The following is a 20,722-nucleotide window of genomic DNA, read 5'->3' as shown; positions in this document are numbered from 1 at the left end:
AGTGCTAATTTACAGATACCAATCGGTATTTGTAATTTAACACTAAGCAGGCGTATGTTATGAAACAAGCATTTGTAACAGGTTCAACTGGATTATTGGGCAATAACTTGGTTCGTATGCTGATCGAGCAGGGTGTTTCTGTAAAAGCACTGGCGCGCTCAAAAGCAAAAGCAGAAAAGCAATTTGCGGGCCTTCCAGTCGAAATTATTGAAGGCGATATGACCAATATTCGTGATTTTGAATATGCCTTAGTCGGTTGCGATGCTTTGTTTCATACTGCAGCTTATTTCAGGGACAATTACAAAGGTGGAAAGCATTGGCAGGAACTATACGATATCAATGTCGAAGGGACGGCTAAGCTGCTACAAGCGGCATATGATGCTGGGATTCGCAGAGCTGTTCATACGTCTTCAATTGCGGTGTTGAATGGTTCTCGTGGGGAGCTAATCGACGAAACGATGGTTCGTGATCAAGATAATGCTGACGATTATTATCGCAGTAAAATTTTGGCAGATGCTGAAGTCCTTAAGTTTCTGCAAACGCATCAAGATATGTTCATTGCAATGGTGCTGCCGGGTTGGATGTTTGGACCTGGAGATGTGGGCCCGACATCTTCGGGTCAATTTGTCATGGATTTTGTGAAAGGGAAGTTGCCAGGAATTGTTCCTGGTAGTTTTTCGATTGTTGACGCCCGGGATGTTGCTGCATTTCAGATTGCAGCCATTCAACATGGCCGAAGCGGTGAACGTTATCTTGCCGCGGGTCAGCACATGACCATGGCAACTCTTTTTCCTCTTGTTGCCGAAGCGAGTGGGGTGAAGGCACCTACCAAGCAAATCCCATTATTTCTACTCAAAATTATTGCGTTTTTTAATGAGCTTTACGCAAGTTTAACAGGCAAACCTGTTTTGTTGAGCCAAGCGACAGTTAAGCTTATTGTTCAGGAAGAAAATCGCACAAACTTTGATCATAAAAAAAGCTTTCAAGAGTTGGGTGTAAAGTTCCGCCCCATCATCGACACATTGTCGACCGTCGTTCAGTGGTATGAGACTCATGGTTTCTTGCCCGCAAGAAAGCAATAGGTTAGTAATTCTCATCAGAAGAATCGCGAAAACTTAGGTTAGTGCTGTTTCTTAATTCGATGCTTTTTTCGATATTCATGAAATGTTCGGGGGATCAGGAAATGTCACAAGACTGTCCAGATATGGGGTTTTTACACCGTTTTTTACACTTTTCAACACGATATCCTGATGCTGTTGCTATTCAGGATGTCGATTTTCAAGCCAGTTATACCTATGGGGAACTTCGGCAATACGCCGAATTCCTGAATACGCGATTGGGTCAGTTAGGGCTCAATCAAAAAGATCGTATTTTATTACTTTTGCCGAACTGCAGCACTTGGGCTGCGTTATATCTTGCTAGTGTTGGGCAGGGGGCTATCCCAGTATTAATCAATGATAAATTGACTGTTCATGAGTGTGCTGCCTTGATCAGAAAGTCAGCACCTACAATGATTATCAGTAAAGCAAAACTCATTGAGAAGCATAAAGCGATACTGGCTGAACTGTCAGAAACCACCAAAATTGTGAGTACCGATGGTTTGCCGACTACGGCATTGGGTTTTGACGTTGAGAGACTTGAGCATACTGATACGAGTGCAACACCTCTACATCTCCCTGAGGGAAATCCTGTTGTCGCGATCCAATTTACCTATAAAGGATTAGGGCGACCATTGATGGTTGCTCATCGTTATCTTTCTTTTGATATTAGCACCGTTGGAATAAATCGCTTAATTGGACGTCATACCGTGGGTTCTGTTTTTTTGGTCAGCCTCCCACTTTACGCAATCTTTGGTCTTACTGTTTTATTCTTATTACCTCTATCCGTAGGGGCAACTTTAATTCTTTATCCCTCTGTTGTTCGCCAAGACATCATCAATGCTTTGGCCGAACATCGTATCTCGTTTGTTTGTTTTGTTCCAGACATTTTGCGGATTTTACTGAAGCAGCTTAATGATCGTGACAGTTCTCTACCCACTTTAAACCCCGGCCTAAGGATTTACTCAGGAGGGAGTTACTTGTCTTCTGATCTTGTCGATCAGATTGCGGCACATATTGGTGTCCGTGTCCTGCAGGGCTACGGCCTGACAGAAACATTACCGATAGCCGCTCAAGACTCGTTCAAGCCTGAAATAGTTGGTTCGATTGGTGAGGTCATCCCAAACGTTGAGGCGCGTATTATCGGTGAGTCGGGGCAGGAGATCGCAGTTGGACAAACTGGTGAGCTGGTGGTTCGTGGGGTCAATGTTATTCCTGAATATGTAGATGATGTGCAAGCGAGTCAGCATTTTATAAAGTCGGGTTGGTTTTTTACTGGAGATCTGGTCAAAAAAGATATTGAGAACAATATCTTTTTCGTGGGCCGCCGACTACGCATCACCAAAGTTACTGCCCAGATGGTTGATTTAGGAGAAATTGAAGACTGTATCAGGCAATGCGCTGGCGTTTGTAGCGCGCGTGTTTATGTCAAACATGATGCCTATGGGCGCAATATTTTACATCTCAGCGTCAGAACCTCTTCAGAGGTTACTCAAGACATTCTATTGGCGCATCTGTCTTCGCATCTTTCACCTTTTAAAATTCCTCGAGAAATCGACGTACAAACAATTTCGGCAGAAGCATTATGAGTATGAATGATTTAAGCACTTCTAAAAATACAACTGTAGCCGTGTTTGATTTTGACGGGACGATTTCTGATCGCCACACATTTTGGCGTTATTTAAGATTTATTGCAAAACCCCATGTGTTCTGGCCGTCATTATTGCCCCTCGGTCTAACTATCACCAATGTGGTGCGTAAAAAAACAACCTTAATGGATGGACGAGTCGCATTCATTGAACGCTTTCTGGGGGGAATGCCAATTGAAACTGAGAAAAAATATGCTGCAGATTTCATTGCGGGCCCGTTGAAAGACTGGATACGACCTGAAGCTGTTCGACGTCTTAAGTGGCATCAAGCGAAGGGTCATAAGACGATTTTAGTGAGTAATGCACCAGAAAACTATCTTGTTCCATGGGGTCAATCCATGGGTTTTGATCATATTTGTGGTAGTCGCTTAGAAGTTGTCGATCAAAGGCTTACAGGACGTATCGATGGGAAAAACTGTGTAGACGATGAAAAAGTTCGTCGGTTACGTGAACATCTTGGTGATCTCAACGATTTTTTTATTTACGCCTATGGTGATAGTACGGGCGACCATGCCTTATTAGAGGTTGCTGATCGTCCATTTTATAAGAACTGGTATAAGTGAGGATCTGACATGAACCAAATGACGTTTTCGACTCCAAAACAACGCGTTCTTATAGTGGGTGCTGGCCCTGTTGGATTGACTCTGGCGATTCAATTGCATCGATATGGTATTCCTTATCGATTGATTGAAAAAAATGAGGGTCCATCGACTTATACCAAAGCGATGGCCGTTCACTCGCGCACTTTAGAAATCTTTGATGAGATCGGTATTGCCGATCAAGCCATCAATGCTGGTCATCAGCTCAATCGATTTCGAATCCAGTCTTATGGAAAAACGGTGCTCACCTATAACTTTTCATTATTGGATGCAAAATATCCTTTTTTACTTTGTTTGCCGCAGTCAAAGACTGAAGAAATTTTATTGAAGAAACTACAAAGTCTCGGCGGCAACGTTGAGTGGCAAACTGAACTTGCAAGCGTGGAGCAATCCGCTGAAGAGATTCAGGTGACGTTAAAGCATCCAGATGGTGAGAGCATCGTAAAAACGAACTGGCTAATGGCATGTGACGGTGGTCGAAGTGCCGTAAGACGACAATTAGGATTATCTTTTGAAGGGGCGCTCTATCATAGTCACTTTATGCTGGCTGATGTAGATATTGCTTGGGAAGGCGCAACTGATGAAGGGGTGTTTTTTCTAGGAGATCAGGCTGGGTATGTCGCAGTTGCCCCTCTGAATGAGCAAAATCGCTATCGCTTGTTTATCGAGATGCCTTATGACCTTCCTCCAGAAAGTGAGAGATTGCCATTAGACCTTGAGACCTTTCAACGCTTATGCGATGGGCGTGGTCAAACGATGAAGTTGAGCAATATCAGTTCAGAAACGACCGCCGCTTTTCAACAACGACGTGTGCCTCAGTTACAGATCGAGAATGTTTTCTTATTGGGCGATGCTGCACATATCGGTAGCCCTATCGGTGGGCAGTATATGAATATGGGCATTGCAGAGGCACATAACCTTGCTTGGAAACTTGCTTTTGTGGAGCAAGGTAGAGCGCACCCCTATTTATTGAATAGCTATGATGCTGAGCGACGTCCTGTTGCTATCGAGGTTGAACGAACAGCCAAGTCTCTTACCAAAATATTAACCATCAAACACAAACAGCTTGTGAAGTTGAGAGACAGCATTTTTCCAAAACTATCTGAGTTGACTCCAATACAGCGGAAATTACCTTGGATGATTTCAGGTCATCGCTACAATTATCACCAAAGTCCTATCGTGCAGGATCTACGCTTAGCAAAACCAAAGCGTATTAAATTTAGCGATGGAAAGTTCAATATCGAGGGATTATCTGATCCGAAAGCGGGGGATTTGGCGCCAGATATTGAGCTTTGGAGGCCGCGCGACAAACAGCCTTTACGTCTCATTGATTTATACAAGCAAAAGTTTGTCTTGTTGTTACTGACAGGCGGGGATGAGTTTTCCCCAGAATTAGAGGATTGGGCTAAAAAATCTCAAGTGATATCAAAATATTATTCTGTGATTCAGGGTTATCTCGTTCTTGACGCATTATCCCCCCCTGAAAATTTATCAACTGCTGGGGTAACTACTTTACTTGATCCAGATTGGCGGTTACATCGCCGCTATGGTTTGAGGAGTGGTGGTTTTGTATTGATCCGTCCCGATGGTTATATCGGTTTCTTAGGAGAGAGCGTAGAAGGATTGGAGCATTATCTCCAGCAATATTCTATGCTGTTTTCAGACATTGATATAGAAGAGTCGACCTCTTCTGATGTCGTCCCACCTACGTATGCTCATATATAGGTCAGTGGACATGATTAATATCGGGTCATATGGTATCGCTGTCTATGGTGCTTCTTCTAAAGAAGAGCTTCTGCATAAACTTACACAATCGACTTTGCCTCCTAGGGCAGCAACTGAACGTTTTTGGTTGGCGATCGTATTTACGCATACAGAAAAAATAGACCGATATCAGGGTGATCTTGCAGGCAAACGGGATATCGCATATCAACTGCTGTCAAGCCAGTCAGGGGATAGCTTGCAACGTATTCAGGATATTGATAACGGGATTTACTTTGAGCCCGAGCCTTACGGCATTGGAAGTTTAGCATTCGTTTTTCCGGGTCAAGGTTCGCAATATGTGGGCATGTTAAAAGGCTACTCGCAGTTGTCTGTTTTCAATGACGCTATTGCTACGCTGGATCGCCAAGGGATTGATATTTTTGAACGGTCTTTAAGCGATTGGGCATTTCCTGCCCAAGAGGACTCTGGCACGGAAATCAAGGGAACTTATGCTGCTCAAAGTTTGATTGGATTCGTCTCTGCAGCCATGGCGAAGTTGATAGACAGCTTTGGTGTGAAGGCCTCTATAGTTGCGGGTCATAGCTATGGTGAAATTCCTGCACTGTGGTATGCCGGTGCTTTGACGGACCGCACTTTTTTAAAGCTTACAGCATACCGTGGTCGGACCATGGAACAAGCCTCGACAAATATTGAGGGCGGTATGTCAGCAATCGCAGCAGGTCCAGACTTTGTACAAACATTGCTGCAAGACTTTCCCAAAATTGAAATTGCAAATCTGAATACACCCAAACAGACCGTGGTTGGTGGCCCTCGCCAAGATCTACTTGCATTGCAGCTTCAGTGTGAACAGCTCGGCGTTCGAGTTGCACCACTGAAAACGGCCTGTGCATTTCATACCTCCTATATGCATCAAGCGTTACAAAGTTGGACTGATCACTTATTCCGCATGGAGAGGTCGGGAGAGCTGCAGGAGTTACGCAAGATACCGGTCATCGCAAATGTGACAGCAAGAGCCTATCCGTCCGGCGGTGGACAGGCCATTCGAACGCTGTTGACTGAGCAAATGACAGAGCAGGTACGCTGGGTCGAGACATGTGAACAGCTTTATCGAGATGGAATTCGGATTTTTTTAGAAGTGGGTCCAGGCAGCACTTTAACGCGAATGTTTAAGCAGAATTTGGCAACACAACCACATTTAGCGCTGCACTGTGATCCTTTACAACAAGAGCCAAATGCTCACCTAGCACGCGTCATTGCACAGTTAGCAGCACACGGCTTAATCCATTCATCTATCGATGTAAAACATCAGGGGCTTATCATGGGAAATGAATTAACAGTTGATCATGCCGTCCAATCTTTTTTTAGCGAAAACAGTAAAATTATTGGGCGCTATTTTAATCTTGTTGAGAAAATGCTTGAGGATATTGATCCTCAATCTTCTGAGGCAATGCCCACATTGGTGCATTTCTTGAATCAAAGCACCCAGATCACGACGGACTATCTCGTTGCACATGAGCGTGGACTGGGTTTGATTTCAGATTTACCCACAAAAACACCAATTCACACAGCCTCAGCATTGAATACTCAAGATGCAAATCAATACGACAGAAATACCACTCAACCGATTGCGAGTGCTGAACATATTTCGTTGAATCGAGATCGTGGTGCCCATTTTAAAACTGCGCCGGAAGACTTATCCAATGTTTCGAATCTAGACAAACAATTCCTGAAGGAGTTGGAACCACGCCAAGCCCATGGTGATTTGGCGCAAAATTTAGAGATCTGGTTACGCCAACAGATATCCCAGATCACGGGGTTTCCAGCAGATGTGTTGGATATGGACAGTGAGTTTGGTGATTTGGGTATTGATTCTTTGGCATTTACAGGCTTATTTGAGCGGATGTCTCAGCAATATACGATCACCAATGAACAGGCCAAATTATTATTCTCTGCAACATCAATTCGTTCTGTACTGAAGGTTTTGCAGCCAAAAATGGCTTCATCTGTTGCTGTTCACTCTTCAAGCTCTGTTGAAGAGTGGCTGAAAACACAACTGGTACTCATCACAGGTTTCAGTCGTGATCATGTGGATATGAGTCTGACGTTTGATAACTTGGGTATTGATTCTTTGGCTCGCAGCCAGCTATTGGTTAACTTAGTAAAAGAGTTTCCAGAGTGTCAAGATAATGCGACTGAGACATTCACTGCAGTTACTCCCAATGACATTCTCAGTATTCTGGCCCCAAATTTGATCGCTCAGCAACCCGTTTCAGAAATTAAAGGTATTCAATCTGCTCAGTCGACACCCTTTAACGAGAATTCCTCTGATGCCTCCTCCAAATTAGATCTTAGACAAATACCCTGGTCGCCAAATTTAATTGCCATACGAGATCATATCTGTCAGTTGCTTACTGCGCTGGGATATAGAGTAGAAACCCATCAAGAGGTTAATTTTGATCAATTGGGTCTAAGTGGTTTTGATCGTGCTGCTCTTTGGGAGAAGACCGTTTTTCATGATTCTCAGTATGCTCTGGCGGGTGAGTCTTTAATGGCGTGCGCGACTTTATCTGAAGCATTATCTTTACTCAGTGGCTTTGAGGCTAAAGCTGTAGTCGTAGAATCAGTGGTCAAAACGGATCAACTTGGACGTTACACACTGAACAAAACCAAACGGTCTTTTCCTACTTCGGTGGGACTGCCTAAAGATTTATTGTTGATAGGATCTCCAAATGAAAACTATGACCGTTTTCAGCAAGAACTAACGCACGCCGGTGTAAATGTCAAAATACTACTCATTCATCAGGAGGTCTGGAGTATAGAAGGCTGTGATCCTTTTGCTATTGAAGATTATCAATTGCTTAAGAAGGTGCTTGAAGATTTTGATGATCAAGACTCACAACTACCGATCATTTTTCTGACACCAGATCAGCCGAGTCAAATGGCAGATGTAGAATCTTGGGTTAGCCGTTTGGATCAAAATGCGATTGCCTTATTTTCACTGGCCAAGGCTCTGGGGTTGTCCAAGGAAACGCTTGCTCATCATGGCCACCTAGGGGTCATTCTATCCTCAGGTAATGACCCCGCAGATGTTGTAGTACGAGGCATCGCCCGTTCTTTATCTCATGAATGGCGGCAATATGATATCAAGGTCAGTACGGTCAGTTTAAGTGAAGCGAATACGGTAGATGCAGTGATGGTTGTTCAAAGTTTACTCAATTCTAGCGATAGCCATGATCTTGAAATTCATGAGAAAGACCTTTACGAAACAATTTTTTCGCCTTGCGAAGAACTTTCAGATACCCATGCACTACCGTTGACTACGGACTCGGTTGTCTTATTGTTTGGAGGTGGTGTTGGGATTGCTGCTGAAGTTGGTATTGATCTGGCACAGCGCTACGGTTGTAAAGTCATTGCGCTTGGACGGACGGATTGGCATGGCGAAGACCCTTTTCCTCATGCCCGTGAATCCGAGTTATCTGGTTTGGTATATAAGCAGTTGCAGTCACAACAACCCACTAAAAAAATTGATTTACCAACGCTACAAACGGCTTTGCAACAGGCCAAACGACAAAGGGATCTTGCCGCGACTGCTCGCCGCGTACAGCAAGTTGGAGGGCGGTTTGAATATGTTTGTGCGGATGTCACCAATCCGCATGATGTTAACTATGCGATCAGCCATATACAAAAAACGTGGGGCGATATTGATGTCGTGATCCATGCGGCTGGGGTAGTGGAGGATAGTCTCATCATGGAAAAGTCAGCCGATTCATTCCGTCGTGTACTGCATACCAAAGCCCGTTCTGCCTTATATCTATATCGCGCTTTACAGGCCCATCCCCCTCGTTTGATTGCTTTTTTCAGTTCATTGGTCGCTCATACAGGCAATGCTGGGCAAACCGACTATTGTGCAGCGAACGAAGTATTAAGTGCTCTGGCTAAGGTATGGTCTGATCAAAGTGCTTCGGTTCGCGTCGTGACATATTTATGGTCAGTATGGACTGAAACTGGATTAGCAAGCCAAGCCGTGCAACGGTTATTAGAGAAGCATGAGTTGGCGGGAATAACGACATCTGCAGGAATACGATATTTTCATGCTGAGTTAGCTGATCCTTTAGGAGCCGATCAAGTATTAATTACTTCTCCTCGTACGCTCAATATTTTATCCGAAGGTCTGTGGGGCTGATCTGATATTTAGCATTAATCAGAATCTATCAATGCGTCAGGGGGATGTGATGAAAAAAAATCAATCAGAACTTTGCTTTAGTGCGATGGCGGGCGTTTTCCCAGGGGCGGACTCTGTTGAGGTGTTATGGCAGCGTATATTACATGCAGATATCGCACCGTTGACACCTTTGCCTGCACGCTGGCATATCTCTCGTGATGCAATCTATTCACCAATCCCAAAACAGCTGAATAAAATTTATCTGGATCAGGGGTATTGTCTGCCTATGGATAATGATCAGGTAATTGCTGCTGCTTGGGGACGACAGACACAAATCACTCAAAAAGTGATTAAGGATCTTATGCGAGATGCTTGCTCTCAAAGCAGTGCTGGCGAAATCTTTGATGGTGAAGCTACTGCTTTGGTGATGGGAACGTCCTGGAGTGATGAGAGTTATTTCATGGCTGGAGGAAAGAATCATCAATCTCAAGCCTGGTTTGATTTAACGGATTATCAAGTATTGGCGGAATCGCTCGGTATAAGAGGGCCTGTCATTGCGATCGACACCGCTTGTAGTTCATTTGCTTATGCGATTGACACGGCTCAAAAGCTGATTAAAACCGGACAAGCGCAAAGAGCGATTGTTGCAGGCATTAATGCTTTCTTACCCCCAGCTTTATTTTTAGGATTTTCACAATTAGGGGCTCTGTCGGTTTCTGGCAGGATTCGGTCGTTTGGACATGATGCCGATGGCATTGTGCCAGGAGAATGTGTTGCCGCTTTTCTTTTGGAACCCTTACAGGATGCACTTCAAGCCAATCGTAAACCTTTAGCTGTTTTAAAAGGGCTTGGGATTTCTTCGGATGGGGCTGAGGGATCTATTTTTTCTCCAGGAAAACTAGCACAAATAAAGGCTTATAAACGAGCTTATCAAGATGTTGATCCTGTTCAAATCGATTATATTGAAGCTCACGGCACGGGGACGCTGGTTGGCGATACGACTGAGCTTGAGTCGCTTGAGGCCTTTTTTAAGCCGCATCGGCATTCTGTAGAGACGCGCCTTCCGATTGGCTCTTTGAAAAGTATTATTGGTCATACTTTAGCGGCTTCTGGGGCAGCATCTTTAGCCAAAGTTTTATTGATGCTGCGTCATCGTATGATTCCACCTCATGTCTCAGTCCAGCCTCATAAATTGCTGGAAGATTCATGTCTGCAGCTACCCACACAGGGCAAGGCTTTTTCTCAACGCGATACCCCTCTGCGTATCGGTATTTCTAGTTTCGGTTTTGGGGGAGCGAATGCGCATTTAATCGTAGAGGAAGTACCTAAACATCAGGTAAAAAAATCAAAGTCTACGGTTAAGACTTCGCGACCTGCTGTTCAAATATTAGATTTAGCCATCACACATTTAGATGCTACTTTTGCCGTAGCTCCTAGCAATACTGCATGGCAGCAGGGGATCCTGACGGCTAAATTTGCTACCGAGCAATCATTTCCTGTGAGTCGCTTTGATACTGCTAGTGTTGCAATGCATGGCAGTGCGCCGCTTGTGGGGCACTTTTTTCACGATACCATGACCATTGATATTGCCAACTTTAGAATGGGGCCAAAGCAGCTTGCTTATGTAGATGCCTTTAAGCTTTTGGTGACATCTCGCTGTAAGACGATGCTCCGAGAAAATATTCTTGCAGGCAATTTGTCAGATACGGCGCTGGTCATGTGTGCAAACATGGGTGGTGAGCATTTTTTCGATTTATATAAAAAAATAGATAATTACTTTGGTGGTGATGAACACTCTGCACCAGATATTATCGTTGATGATGTGGGCACGATGTTGCCTACGATGGTTTCTGGCTACCCAACTCGGGTTCTTGATCTTCAAGGATTTCATCAAACACTCTCTGGCGCATCTGGGCTATTTTGGAATGCATTACGCAATGCACCTGCGTGGTTAGGGGATTGCCGTACCTTGGTTTTGGGTGCTGGTCATTATATCAATTGTTCTGCAGATGCCCTTCGTGCATCTTCTCATCCCATTACACATGGGGAGGGGGTCGGATTATTGGTGGCTAAACCGTATCAGAGTGCGCTCAATAATCAAGAAAAAATCTTGGCCAAGTTGACGTGTGTCGTTGATGCAGTAATCACAAAAAATATCGAAGAGGCATGCGTTTTAGCCAAAGCGTCATTGACGGGACTGGCGATAGAAATTTGTGAATTACAACCAGATACAATGCATCCGCTGCAAGGTGCTCAAAAATATACTGGCTTTTTGTCGGAAGCCACAGGCATTGAATCGTTAGCTGCTGCAGTATATGGACCAGATCTGAATGTGGCGATTGAAGTCAGACTCAAGGGGCAACCTCAGTTTTGGCTATTCCTAGAAAAAGAAAAGTTAGTTACGACAACTGAAGATATTCCTGTCACGTTACCACTTGAGATTCGGTTTTCACGTGCGATTGAAAGTGAATTGCTGGTAGAGCAGTCGATTCAGGCGCCGATCACTGCTGCAATACCGACAGTTGCACAGTTATCCGATCACGAGCTTTATCCAGCTCGGGATTTAGGATGGATGATCGATGCCAATAACGCCTTGGTTGAGTCGCTTCAAACCAGTCTTAGAGTCCGAGCTCAGCTTTTGCAGAGGCTGCATCAATCCTCTGTACTCAGCCCAGTGCAACGTCTAGAGCCATCACAGCCTCTTGCGCCGTTGCATCGCCTTATTGATCAACCCGTACACACCCCTTTTGGATCGAGTACGTTCTTACATGTTAATGAAAATCACCCTTATTTTTTTGATCATGCTTTAGATCATGTCCCTGGCATTTTACTTCTAGGGGGAATTTTACAGTTGGTTGATCAGTATAAAGCAGACAGTTTTGCGGGGGTAACCTTTGTAAAAAGCATTGATATCCAGTTCAAACGATATGCAGAAAAAACGCTACCGATTCAAATTACTCTGAAAAAAGTTACCGCGACGGCATATGAGGTCAGCGTCACACAAAATCAAAATTTATTATGTAGCTGCAATGTCGGAGTCGCTTTAGTGATGAGCCGTCTCAGCGCACATGGTATTAGCGCCAAGCCTTGTCAGCAACAACATCTACTCCACAAAGCACGGCCAGAAAATATTCTGGTTAGTGACATCTTGGAGTGCGATTCAGAAATTTCTGTAAAGACGTGTGCCTTACCCCCAGATCATTATCTTGCTCAGGGTGATTCCTCATCTTTGTCGATACTCTACTTTCTAGAGGTGGCGAGACAATGTTTTATGCTTGTTGCGCATGAAAAACTGGATATCCCTGTTGGTATGCCGATGAACTTGTTGCACTTGCGCTTTGAGCTCAATGCACCGATTCCTCGTCATTCAACTTTGGAGCTTATTCCTACTCATCAACTTGAACGATGGACTGGTTTACTACAAACCGGCCAAGTCAATATTAAGTTACGACATGCTTCTGAGGTGATCGGCAGTGCGGATATTACGTCGCAAGTGATCAATAAAGAAATATACGCGTTGCAGCGTAAACATACAGCCTAATCCACAGAAAAAGACTAAAAACGGTCTTCAATCCAAAAACGAGGTCAGATCATGAATCAAATATTAGATCTATCGCGATTTGAGGTGGAGTTATTCGATTCTGGAAGAGATCAAGAAGGATCCTCTTTAAAAAAAATTCGAATCTTTTTCTTTCATCACGCTGGAGGCTGTGCACAAAGCTATATTTCATGGCGGAATTGCTTCCCAGAACATTGGGATATCGTTGCTGTGGAATACCCTGGACGTGAACATGCTGATGCATTGCGCCATGATATGAATGATTTGGTTTCACATTTGATACAGGAACTTAGCCCTGCCCTTGACCAGACTTATGCGTTATTTGGACATAGCATGGGTAGTTTGGTTGCTTATGAATTTGCTCAGCAAGTTGCCCTGCGAGGTTTGCCTAAACCTATTTGGTTGGGGGTGTCAGGTCGGTATGCTCCCCATTTGCCTTCGCGAATAGGCTATGCAATGCATCAACTGTCTGATGCTGCATTGCTCAATCATATTCTGGCGATGGGAGGAACACCTTTGAGCGTCATACAAGACGTACGACAACGAGAGCATTTTTTAAAAGTCATGCGCGCAGATTTTAAGGTCTGCGAAACGTATCAGATTAGTCGAGACTATCGTATCGATATTCCTATTTCTGGATTTTATGGCAATCAGGACGCAATGGTGACGGAGGTTGAAATGAATGCTTGGCAAGCGTTAACCACTTCATCTTTTCGTAATCATGAATATCACGGAGGGCATTTCTATCTAAGTTTGTTAAAGAGAAACGTCGCTGAGCAAATTACTCGAGATATCGTGCGTTATAGCGACAAATCGGTTGTTCATACCAGCGATTTAAACGAATTCATCTAAAAGAGAGTTTTTTATGATTAGCACCAGTGTTATGACCAGCGCATCAGCTGCCGCAATCTGGCAGTTATGGACGGATGTGGAGAACTCTCCAGTTTGGGATACGGATGTTGCATGGAGCCGTTTAGAAGGGCCATTCATCATAGGCAGTCAGGGGGCATTTAAACTCAAAAATGGTCCTGAACTCTCTTTTGTACTCGAAGAAGTTGCTTATCAACAACATTATTCAAATACGGTCAAACTGCGCGGTTTAGCTTTAAACTTTAGTCATCGGATTGAGCCTGTTTCTACCAAAGAGATTCGCGTTACTCATGGTGCGACGATTAAAGGTCCTTTAGGCGTCATTTTGGCTCGTATTCTAAAGGGAAAGTTGCAAAAAGCGTTATCTGAAAGTTTACAAAGAATGGTTGTTTTAGCGGAGCGTAATCAAAGCTAAATCTTTTATAAAATCAGGGGGAACAAAATGTTATCAAAGATGTATTTTTCTAAGGCTTATTTTTTTGCCACATTGTTATGCCTACCTATGCTGGCTCATGCGGAAACAGGTGGGTATATAGGCATTATCGGGGGGCTGAATCATGAGTATAGTCAGCGGCTAAAGCAGAATGGCGATGCGTTTGTAAACATGAAATTTAAGAATGATCTACAGGATGCTTATGTTTATGGGCTTACTGCGGGTTGGAAAGATATCTCAGGATTTCGCCCAGAGCTAGAAATTTCAATGAGCACCAATGAGCTCGATAAGTTTAGCGATAGGGTTTACGATGGGAATGGCACCATACCTGCTAAAGGTCGTGAGAAATCAACGAATTATTTTGCCAATGTTTGGTATGACTTCCCTGGAGTAACCAACTCTTACAATATGCATCCCTATCTCGGTGTAGGAGCAGGGTTATCACATGTGAGGGGAGAGGATATTCAAACGCAGGATGGTAACTTCGGTAGCTTGACGGATAATGTCTTTGGCTATCAGGTCGGTGCAGGATTGAGATTTCCCATCGTATCAAATTTGATTACTTCATTTGATATTCGATATTTAAAAACCCAAAAGATTGATTTTGGTGATATTCCAGGTTTACCGCCAGGTCATGTCACCACTAAGTCTAGTTCTACGGTGTTTCAACTTGGCTTAAGTTACTTTTTTTGAATCGGCTGATTCTCGCCTATTTACAGAAAATAGTTTTGAAGGCCGAGTCTGGCCATAGAAATTCTTTTTCGTGTAGATAATGGCTAACAATGTAGCATGGTCGAAAATATTCATTTATTTTTGACTAAGCTGCACTAGTTCATGATTTTTTATGGCGACTAAAGCGGTTGAATAGCCTTCAACTATGGAAAGGTTTATTGCTTGGCTACAGATGTTTAGACATGAACAAATGGCATCGTTTTGAATGAAGCTTAATAAACAATATGACGACATCGGTTTGATCAAGCCGATGCCAATTGCTTTTAGATAGGCTTCTTTAAGACTCCACACGGCATAAAACAATTCTAGTTGCTGAAGGGGTGGGGTATTTTGCCAATACTCCCATTCACACGGACTAAACGATACTTTTGCCAATGATCGTAAATTGATGTTCTCGCGTTGATGTTCTATATCAATGCCTAAAGCGTAGGTACGACTAAATGCAATAGCAAGGTAGTCTGCAGAATGGGAGATATTAAATTCAATGGCAGGATATTGCCCTTGCCAGATCCATTTGCCATGGGTGGTTTTAATCAGTGATAAATCGGCTACAGGCGTTTGTTGATAGGTACTAAGTAGATTTCGTAGAAGAAGTTGACCGCATTCGAATGTGAGCTTACGGTGCGTTGAAACCATACAATTTGCTTGATGCTGAACCTCGAGTGGTAACGCGGCAAAATTGTTTTTTACAAGCGGTGAGATGTCAGAGATTTTCCAAAGCCATAGATGTATATGTTGATTTGGCAATGTAAAGAGCATTGTTTTATCAATATTTGAGAGGTCTATTCGCCGTTGCAAAATGGGTACGTTTTTATAATCGACTACCTCAAATTGATAGAGCTGAGTCGGTTGGACTTCATTCAGCAGTTGGCTGATGCTCATCTATACCTCTATGGGGTGGGTTACGTTAATTTTGATTATGCATGTTAATTTTTCAGCATGATAAAATTTTTTTATCTGGTTGAAATAGTAATTTTATTCAAGATACCGATTGGTATTTTTAGTTTTTAACCAACTGCATATACTGCAAGCACTGTACACATCATTAGTATTTTTGGGAGTTAGAGCTATGAATTCAACAGTAAATAATTTTATGAATAAATCACTTTCATCTGTTTTACATGAGTCAGTCGGAAGGGGCTTAGAGCTAGAAAATCAAAGTAAGACTCCGTTGAATGAGCCAACACTGACGCAGGTAATTTTAAAACCAGAAACAGAACAGTTCTTAAATAATCAATCGGCCACTTTGAAAATATCTAAACAAGATTTGATTAATCTTATCCTAGATTCTATCGCTGAAAATACGATAAAGCAGCAAGAAAAATTGCCTTCAAAATGGTCCGTTTTTTAATCCAATAAGTCGGATAATCAGTTTTTTCACACTTACATGACAGCACTTAATCATTCAGTGACGGTGCTGTTTTTTGTGGGAAGCATTTGGCTAGTTGAAATTCATGATTAACTGATTAGCATCATATAGTCATGCAACTTGTTAAGTTTTTCTAGCTTCGCTTTCTGAGTTATTTTTAGAATTGTGTTTAAAATTTAAGCGTTTTGTGAGAAAATAGTCGACTACTTGACGCTTATGTAAGTTCTACTTAACTCTGTTTTTATTGATCGTCTATTTTTTGAGTGTAACTTATACCTGTATGATTCTACCCGAGGTATTGGTAGCCTCATCGTTATAGTGTTTGCATAACCAGACTAGGGAACATTCTATTCTTTTCTGACGTTTTGAAGTTGTTGGTATGTTTAGTTAGATAGTTGTTTTATAAAAATAAAATTGTGCTTATGCCACTGACGGCTTGCACATCGCATCTATGAGTATCGTCTTTAAGATTCGTAGAATAATAAATAGTTATTTCAATTTTATGAATTTTGCTACTTGTACACAAGGATTCGTTCATGAACCATGCGATAGATTTTTCCAGTGAAAAAAAAGAAGTCAGTCTTAGGGTAACCAGTCAGCAAGAAACCCGTAAACGTTTGCTCGAAGCTGCACATCATGCTGTGGCTAATCGTGGCTACGAGGGGACAAGCATCAGTGATATCGTTAATCTTGCAGGCTTCACAAAAGGTGCGTTCTTTTCTAATTTTGAGAATAAAGAGTCCATCTTATTAGAATTGATGAGATTGCAAAAAGAGGAAGATATTAACTTGCTCGGTAAGCTGATTGCTGAAGCAAATGGCGATATCGCTATAGCATTAAATCACTATATTGCAAGTCTTGATGAGAGGCATGATTGTGCAATGCTTGATATTGAGTTGCAGTTATATGCACGTAGTAATCCCACTTTTGCAAAATCTTATCATGCACTTCAAGAAACGAATCGAGTCGCACTGGGCCAACTCCTTGAAACTATTTTTGCTATGAAAGGAAAACTTCCGCCCATTGATTCGGCCAAATTAGCTGATTTATTTGTGGGGCTGGTTCAAGGTTTAGCGCTTCAACATCAACCCAATGCGGGTCTATTCATTCACTTAGTGCTTGACTCGCTCATGGCCACTGCACCTGTGCTTGAGTAGTTCTTCTTAAAAGTACTAATTTCTAAAATATAGCGATCTTTAATCACTTTAAAAAATCCCGCTTCTCAGCGGGATTTTTTTCAAAAAAACATAGTGAGGATGGGTACCAATGGTATGTATCAGAAAAGATATCTTTTCATATCAGGTTTGCGACGGTACTGATCAAAATGGAGAGATCAATGGATATATGTATCATTCTTAGAGATCTATCGAGAGAGTCGATATCCTATTACGATTGAATCTACAGCTTTTTTTTAAGATCGTAATATCTTACAATCCGAGAGTTACTGCTTGATATTTGTTCGGATTTGCGCATCATTTTTATTGGAATCACTCACTAGAACAAACAAATCATATAGGATTTTTTTCAATGAAAACGGCCCTGTTCGAGCATCGTTATATTCTATTTTTTGCCGTGATCTTATCTTTCTTATTATCTTTACCGATGCTCAGTAGCGGTCTGATGATGGATGACTATCAGCAGCGACTAACGCTTCTGACAGGTAGTCATGATAATTTATTTGAGTTTTTTAGCCGCGGGAACCCCGTTACCGAAGCTCAAATCCAATCCGGTGTGCTTCCGTGGTGGACATTTCCAGATTATAAGGTCAGTTTTTTTAGACCTCTAGCAGCCTGGTTCATTCAGTTAGACTATAAATTTTGGCCCAATAATTTTCTGCTCATGCATCTGCATTCCATGCTGTGGTATGCGCTGCTAGTGTGGGTGGTTGGTTTAACTTATCGCTCGCTCATGCCTGCATGGGCGGCTGGACTGGCCGTCATTCTGTTTGCGATTGACCCACCACATGCCAATGCCGTTGCTTGGCTATGCAATCGTAATATCTTGATTTGTCTGATTTGTGGTTTGTTGTGCTTATGGTGTCATCGTCGTAGCAACTTGTTCTGGCGTGTGCCTGCTGCGCTGTTGTTTTTGGTCGGTTTGTCGAGTGGTGAGTCAGCGCTGGCGATTAGTGGTTATTTACTGGCATACGAGCTGTTTTTGTCTGGGCGTAAATGGTTTGTTTCGATTGTTCATTTATTGCCTTATGCAGCAATTGGTTTGGCGTGGTTGGGGTATTGGCATGTGGCGGGTTATGGCACCACGGGTCCCGGCTTTTATCTCGATCCTGGTCACCACCCGACGTTTTTCTTACAAGAAGTTTTGTATCGCCTCCCTGCTTATTTAATTAGTCAATTCTTTCCGCCGCCTGCTGAAGCTTTTTGGGTTTTTGAAACATTGCCGCAGCGTATGACTATGATGTTGCCGGCATTGGCCTATGCAGTGGTGATTCTGTCGATTCTCACGTGGTTTTTCTGGCCCTTGCTGCGCAGTTCACCTGTTGCACGCTTTTATGCTTTGGGGATGTTGATTGCAGCGATTCCGATTTGTGGCTCAACCCCTGTCAGCCGCGCTTTGCTGTATGTGAGTTTCGGCGCATCGGGTTTACTTGCGCTGTATATTCATCATTATCGTGAGGGAGGTTTAGATCTCCCAGTGAGGCGGACGGTTCGGATATTTATAGGCGTCATGTTGATTCTGCACTTGTATTTAAGTCCGCTGTTTTATTTAGCTATGGCGAAGTCTACCGATCTACTGGATCAAAAGATGGACACACAGGTAGTGGGGTTGCCCAACAGCAGTGGGGCTGATCGACGTATATTGTTGATTTCAAGCCGCAGCTATCCTTTTAATGTGACTTTTCCACTGCTCAAGGATCAGACCCTATCGCTCGGTACTGCACCGACACGACCTACGCCAACAATTACTAGAGTTCGTTCCTTGATCGCGGGGCCCGAACATTTTGAATTGGCACGACCTGAAGCCGATCGTTTGGTTCTGCGCGGCAAGAAGCCTTTTTATGGGCTGATTACGCCGCCATATCGTTTTACTGTGGGACAGACCGTTAATCTTGATGATATTGAGATTACTGTGCAGTCCGTATCTCATGTGGGCGCACCGATTGAACTGGCTTATCAGTTTAAAAAAGATGTCTTAAAAACGTATGAAATTATGAATTGGAGTGATGAGAAGGAGCGCTTTATCTCGGCAGAACTGCCTCCTGTGAATGGCGTCCTTCAGTTTTAGTAGGACTCTACTTCGGCTTGAGAGTTGAGTTGCTGCGATGAGGTATCTTTTTTGACACTGAGTAAGAAGATGCTCCCGATGCCAACCGCAAACCATAAGGTACATAAGCGGATTAATACCGTCGCTGCGATGGCATCAGCGTGAGGCATTCCTTTCCAGACCAATAATATGGTCATGGTGGCTTCAGCTCCACCCAGCCCACCGGGGATAAAAATCAGTGCACCGACCAGTATGGACAGGGCGTAGACAAAGCAGGCAAAGGACAGTGATACATCCATCCCCATCCATGTCAGTATCCAATAAAAACCAACAGCCTCTGCGCCCCATGCGCTAAGACTAACCAGAGTTGCAGCAATTAATGTTCCAAAGCGATGACAACGCCGAGCTTCGAGCATCACAGCCAGAACATGCCAAATGAATCCTAATATTTTTCCGCGCTGTTCTGGGATACGCTGCATGAACCACTCAATTAACCCCTTACGAGTCAGGGTCACCGTACATAAGATGATGAGTATTCCACCCACGACGATGACAGGGCTGGCATGTAGGGTCAAGCCAGACAATGCCAGTAAAACGATGGCAAACAAATCAGATAGACGCTCACTAAATAAAGCAGCGAAGCTGGTTGGGTAGGGTACGCCGCGGGCTTTGAGCAAAATACTGCGTAAGGCTTCGCCAACTTTTCCAGGAGTTGTGGTAAGTGCAAAGCCTGCTAAATAGATGCTTAAATTGGGGCGCCAAGGCACGGGGTGGCCGAGTATACGAAGGTATTGCTGCCAGCGTAGAAACCGTAGCCCATAGTTGAGTAAAGACAGGAGCAGCACAATGCTGAGGCCCAGCAGTCCAACTTTACCAACAGCAGTACTAACGGCTTGCCAGCCGCCCCACAGAGAAAAGACCAGATAGCCTACGGCCGCCAACACGACGGACATGATGACTGCTCCGTAACGCCAGCCTGAAAGATAAGACTCATTCATAGGTTCAGCCTTTTGAATATCGCATCGTGGGATAGCTGATCCTGACAGAGACCAACAACAGCGCTGTTTTAAGCTTAACCTGCTTTACTTCTTTAAGATATTCCCATTCAGCAGAATAAATGACTTTTTGAATTATTTTAATAACAATAACTTATGTTTTAATTTTTATTATTTTGTATGACTCGTCACAGTTTTTATGAATGTTTTTTAGCAGAAATTCGATATTGTCCGTAGTGCTGTTCGCGACTTTTATTTGGTTTAGGTTTGGAGGGGCTCAGATTTCTAAGTGCGGGCTACACGACTAAGC

Annotated in this window: 14 protein-coding genes; 12 read left to right on the top strand and 2 right to left on the bottom strand. The window is 43.3% G+C overall.

Annotation, left to right across the window (positions count from 1 at the left end; translation table 11 throughout):
• Positions 1-59 precede the first annotated feature (59 nt).
• The 9 genes from ACLHG7_RS14660 to ACLHG7_RS14620 all read left to right on the top strand — a co-directional run bounded on the left by ACLHG7_RS14660 (position 60) and on the right by ACLHG7_RS14620 (position 14,787).
• The gene (locus tag ACLHG7_RS14660; RefSeq protein ID WP_410211735.1) at positions 60-1,082 is read left to right on the top strand and encodes an SDR family oxidoreductase; all 1,023 of its coding nucleotides are present in this window, start codon (positions 60-62) and stop codon (positions 1,080-1,082) included.
• Positions 1,083-1,183: 101 nt separating this feature from the next.
• A complete protein-coding gene (locus tag ACLHG7_RS14655; RefSeq protein WP_410211734.1) occupies positions 1,184-2,686 on the top strand; it encodes a class I adenylate-forming enzyme family protein in 1,503 nt (500 codons plus the stop codon).
• Positions 2,683-3,309 (top strand): HAD family hydrolase, encoded by a 627-nt coding sequence (locus ACLHG7_RS14650; RefSeq protein WP_410211733.1) that lies wholly within the window; start codon positions 2,683-2,685, stop codon positions 3,307-3,309. The genes ACLHG7_RS14655 and ACLHG7_RS14650 overlap by 4 nt, the downstream gene beginning before the upstream one ends.
• A gap of 9 nt (positions 3,310-3,318) precedes the next feature.
• Entirely contained in the window at positions 3,319-5,070 is a 1,752-nt protein-coding gene (locus tag ACLHG7_RS14645; RefSeq protein ID WP_410211732.1) for an FAD-dependent monooxygenase, read from the top strand.
• 10 nt (positions 5,071-5,080) lie between these two features.
• Positions 5,081-9,253, top strand: a complete 4,173-nt coding sequence (locus ACLHG7_RS14640; protein ID WP_410211731.1) for an SDR family NAD(P)-dependent oxidoreductase — start codon at positions 5,081-5,083, stop codon at positions 9,251-9,253.
• Positions 9,254-9,302: 49 nt separating this feature from the next.
• A complete protein-coding gene (locus ACLHG7_RS14635; RefSeq protein WP_410211730.1) occupies positions 9,303-12,773 on the top strand; it encodes a beta-ketoacyl synthase N-terminal-like domain-containing protein in 3,471 nt (1,156 codons plus the stop codon).
• A gap of 51 nt (positions 12,774-12,824) precedes the next feature.
• A complete protein-coding gene (locus ACLHG7_RS14630; protein WP_410211729.1) occupies positions 12,825-13,643 on the top strand; it encodes a thioesterase II family protein in 819 nt (272 codons plus the stop codon).
• Between the two features lie 13 nt (positions 13,644-13,656).
• The gene (locus ACLHG7_RS14625) at positions 13,657-14,076 is read left to right on the top strand and encodes a hypothetical protein (protein WP_410211728.1); all 420 of its coding nucleotides are present in this window, start codon (positions 13,657-13,659) and stop codon (positions 14,074-14,076) included.
• Between the two features lie 27 nt (positions 14,077-14,103).
• A complete protein-coding gene (locus tag ACLHG7_RS14620) occupies positions 14,104-14,787 on the top strand; it encodes an outer membrane protein (protein ID WP_410211727.1) in 684 nt (227 codons plus the stop codon).
• Between the two features lie 114 nt (positions 14,788-14,901).
• On the opposite strand, the gene ACLHG7_RS14615 is transcribed toward ACLHG7_RS14620, so the two are convergent.
• Entirely contained in the window at positions 14,902-15,708 is an 807-nt protein-coding gene (locus ACLHG7_RS14615) for a 4'-phosphopantetheinyl transferase family protein (RefSeq protein WP_410211726.1), read from the bottom strand.
• 187 nt (positions 15,709-15,895) lie between these two features.
• Between ACLHG7_RS14615 and ACLHG7_RS14610 the strand changes: the two genes are divergently transcribed.
• The 3 genes from ACLHG7_RS14610 to ACLHG7_RS14600 all read left to right on the top strand — a co-directional run bounded on the left by ACLHG7_RS14610 (position 15,896) and on the right by ACLHG7_RS14600 (position 19,438).
• Complete coding sequence (locus ACLHG7_RS14610) at positions 15,896-16,177, top strand: hypothetical protein (protein WP_410211725.1); 282 nt, start codon at positions 15,896-15,898, stop codon at positions 16,175-16,177.
• A 554-nt stretch (positions 16,178-16,731) separates the two neighbouring features.
• A complete protein-coding gene (locus tag ACLHG7_RS14605) occupies positions 16,732-17,352 on the top strand; it encodes a TetR/AcrR family transcriptional regulator (protein ID WP_410211724.1) in 621 nt (206 codons plus the stop codon).
• 370 nt (positions 17,353-17,722) lie between these two features.
• Entirely contained in the window at positions 17,723-19,438 is a 1,716-nt protein-coding gene (locus ACLHG7_RS14600; protein ID WP_410211723.1) for a hypothetical protein, read from the top strand.
• On the opposite strand, the gene ACLHG7_RS14595 is transcribed toward ACLHG7_RS14600, so the two are convergent.
• Complete coding sequence (locus tag ACLHG7_RS14595; protein ID WP_410211722.1) at positions 19,435-20,415, bottom strand: YbhN family protein; 981 nt, start codon at positions 20,413-20,415, stop codon at positions 19,435-19,437. The genes ACLHG7_RS14600 and ACLHG7_RS14595 overlap by 4 nt on opposite strands.
• Positions 20,416-20,722 lie beyond the last annotated feature (307 nt).

It is taken from the genome of Aquirhabdus sp., from assembly GCF_046462495.1.
GTDB lineage: Bacteria > Pseudomonadota > Gammaproteobacteria > Pseudomonadales > Moraxellaceae > Aquirhabdus.
This window is presented reverse-complemented; position numbering and strand designations above follow the sequence as displayed.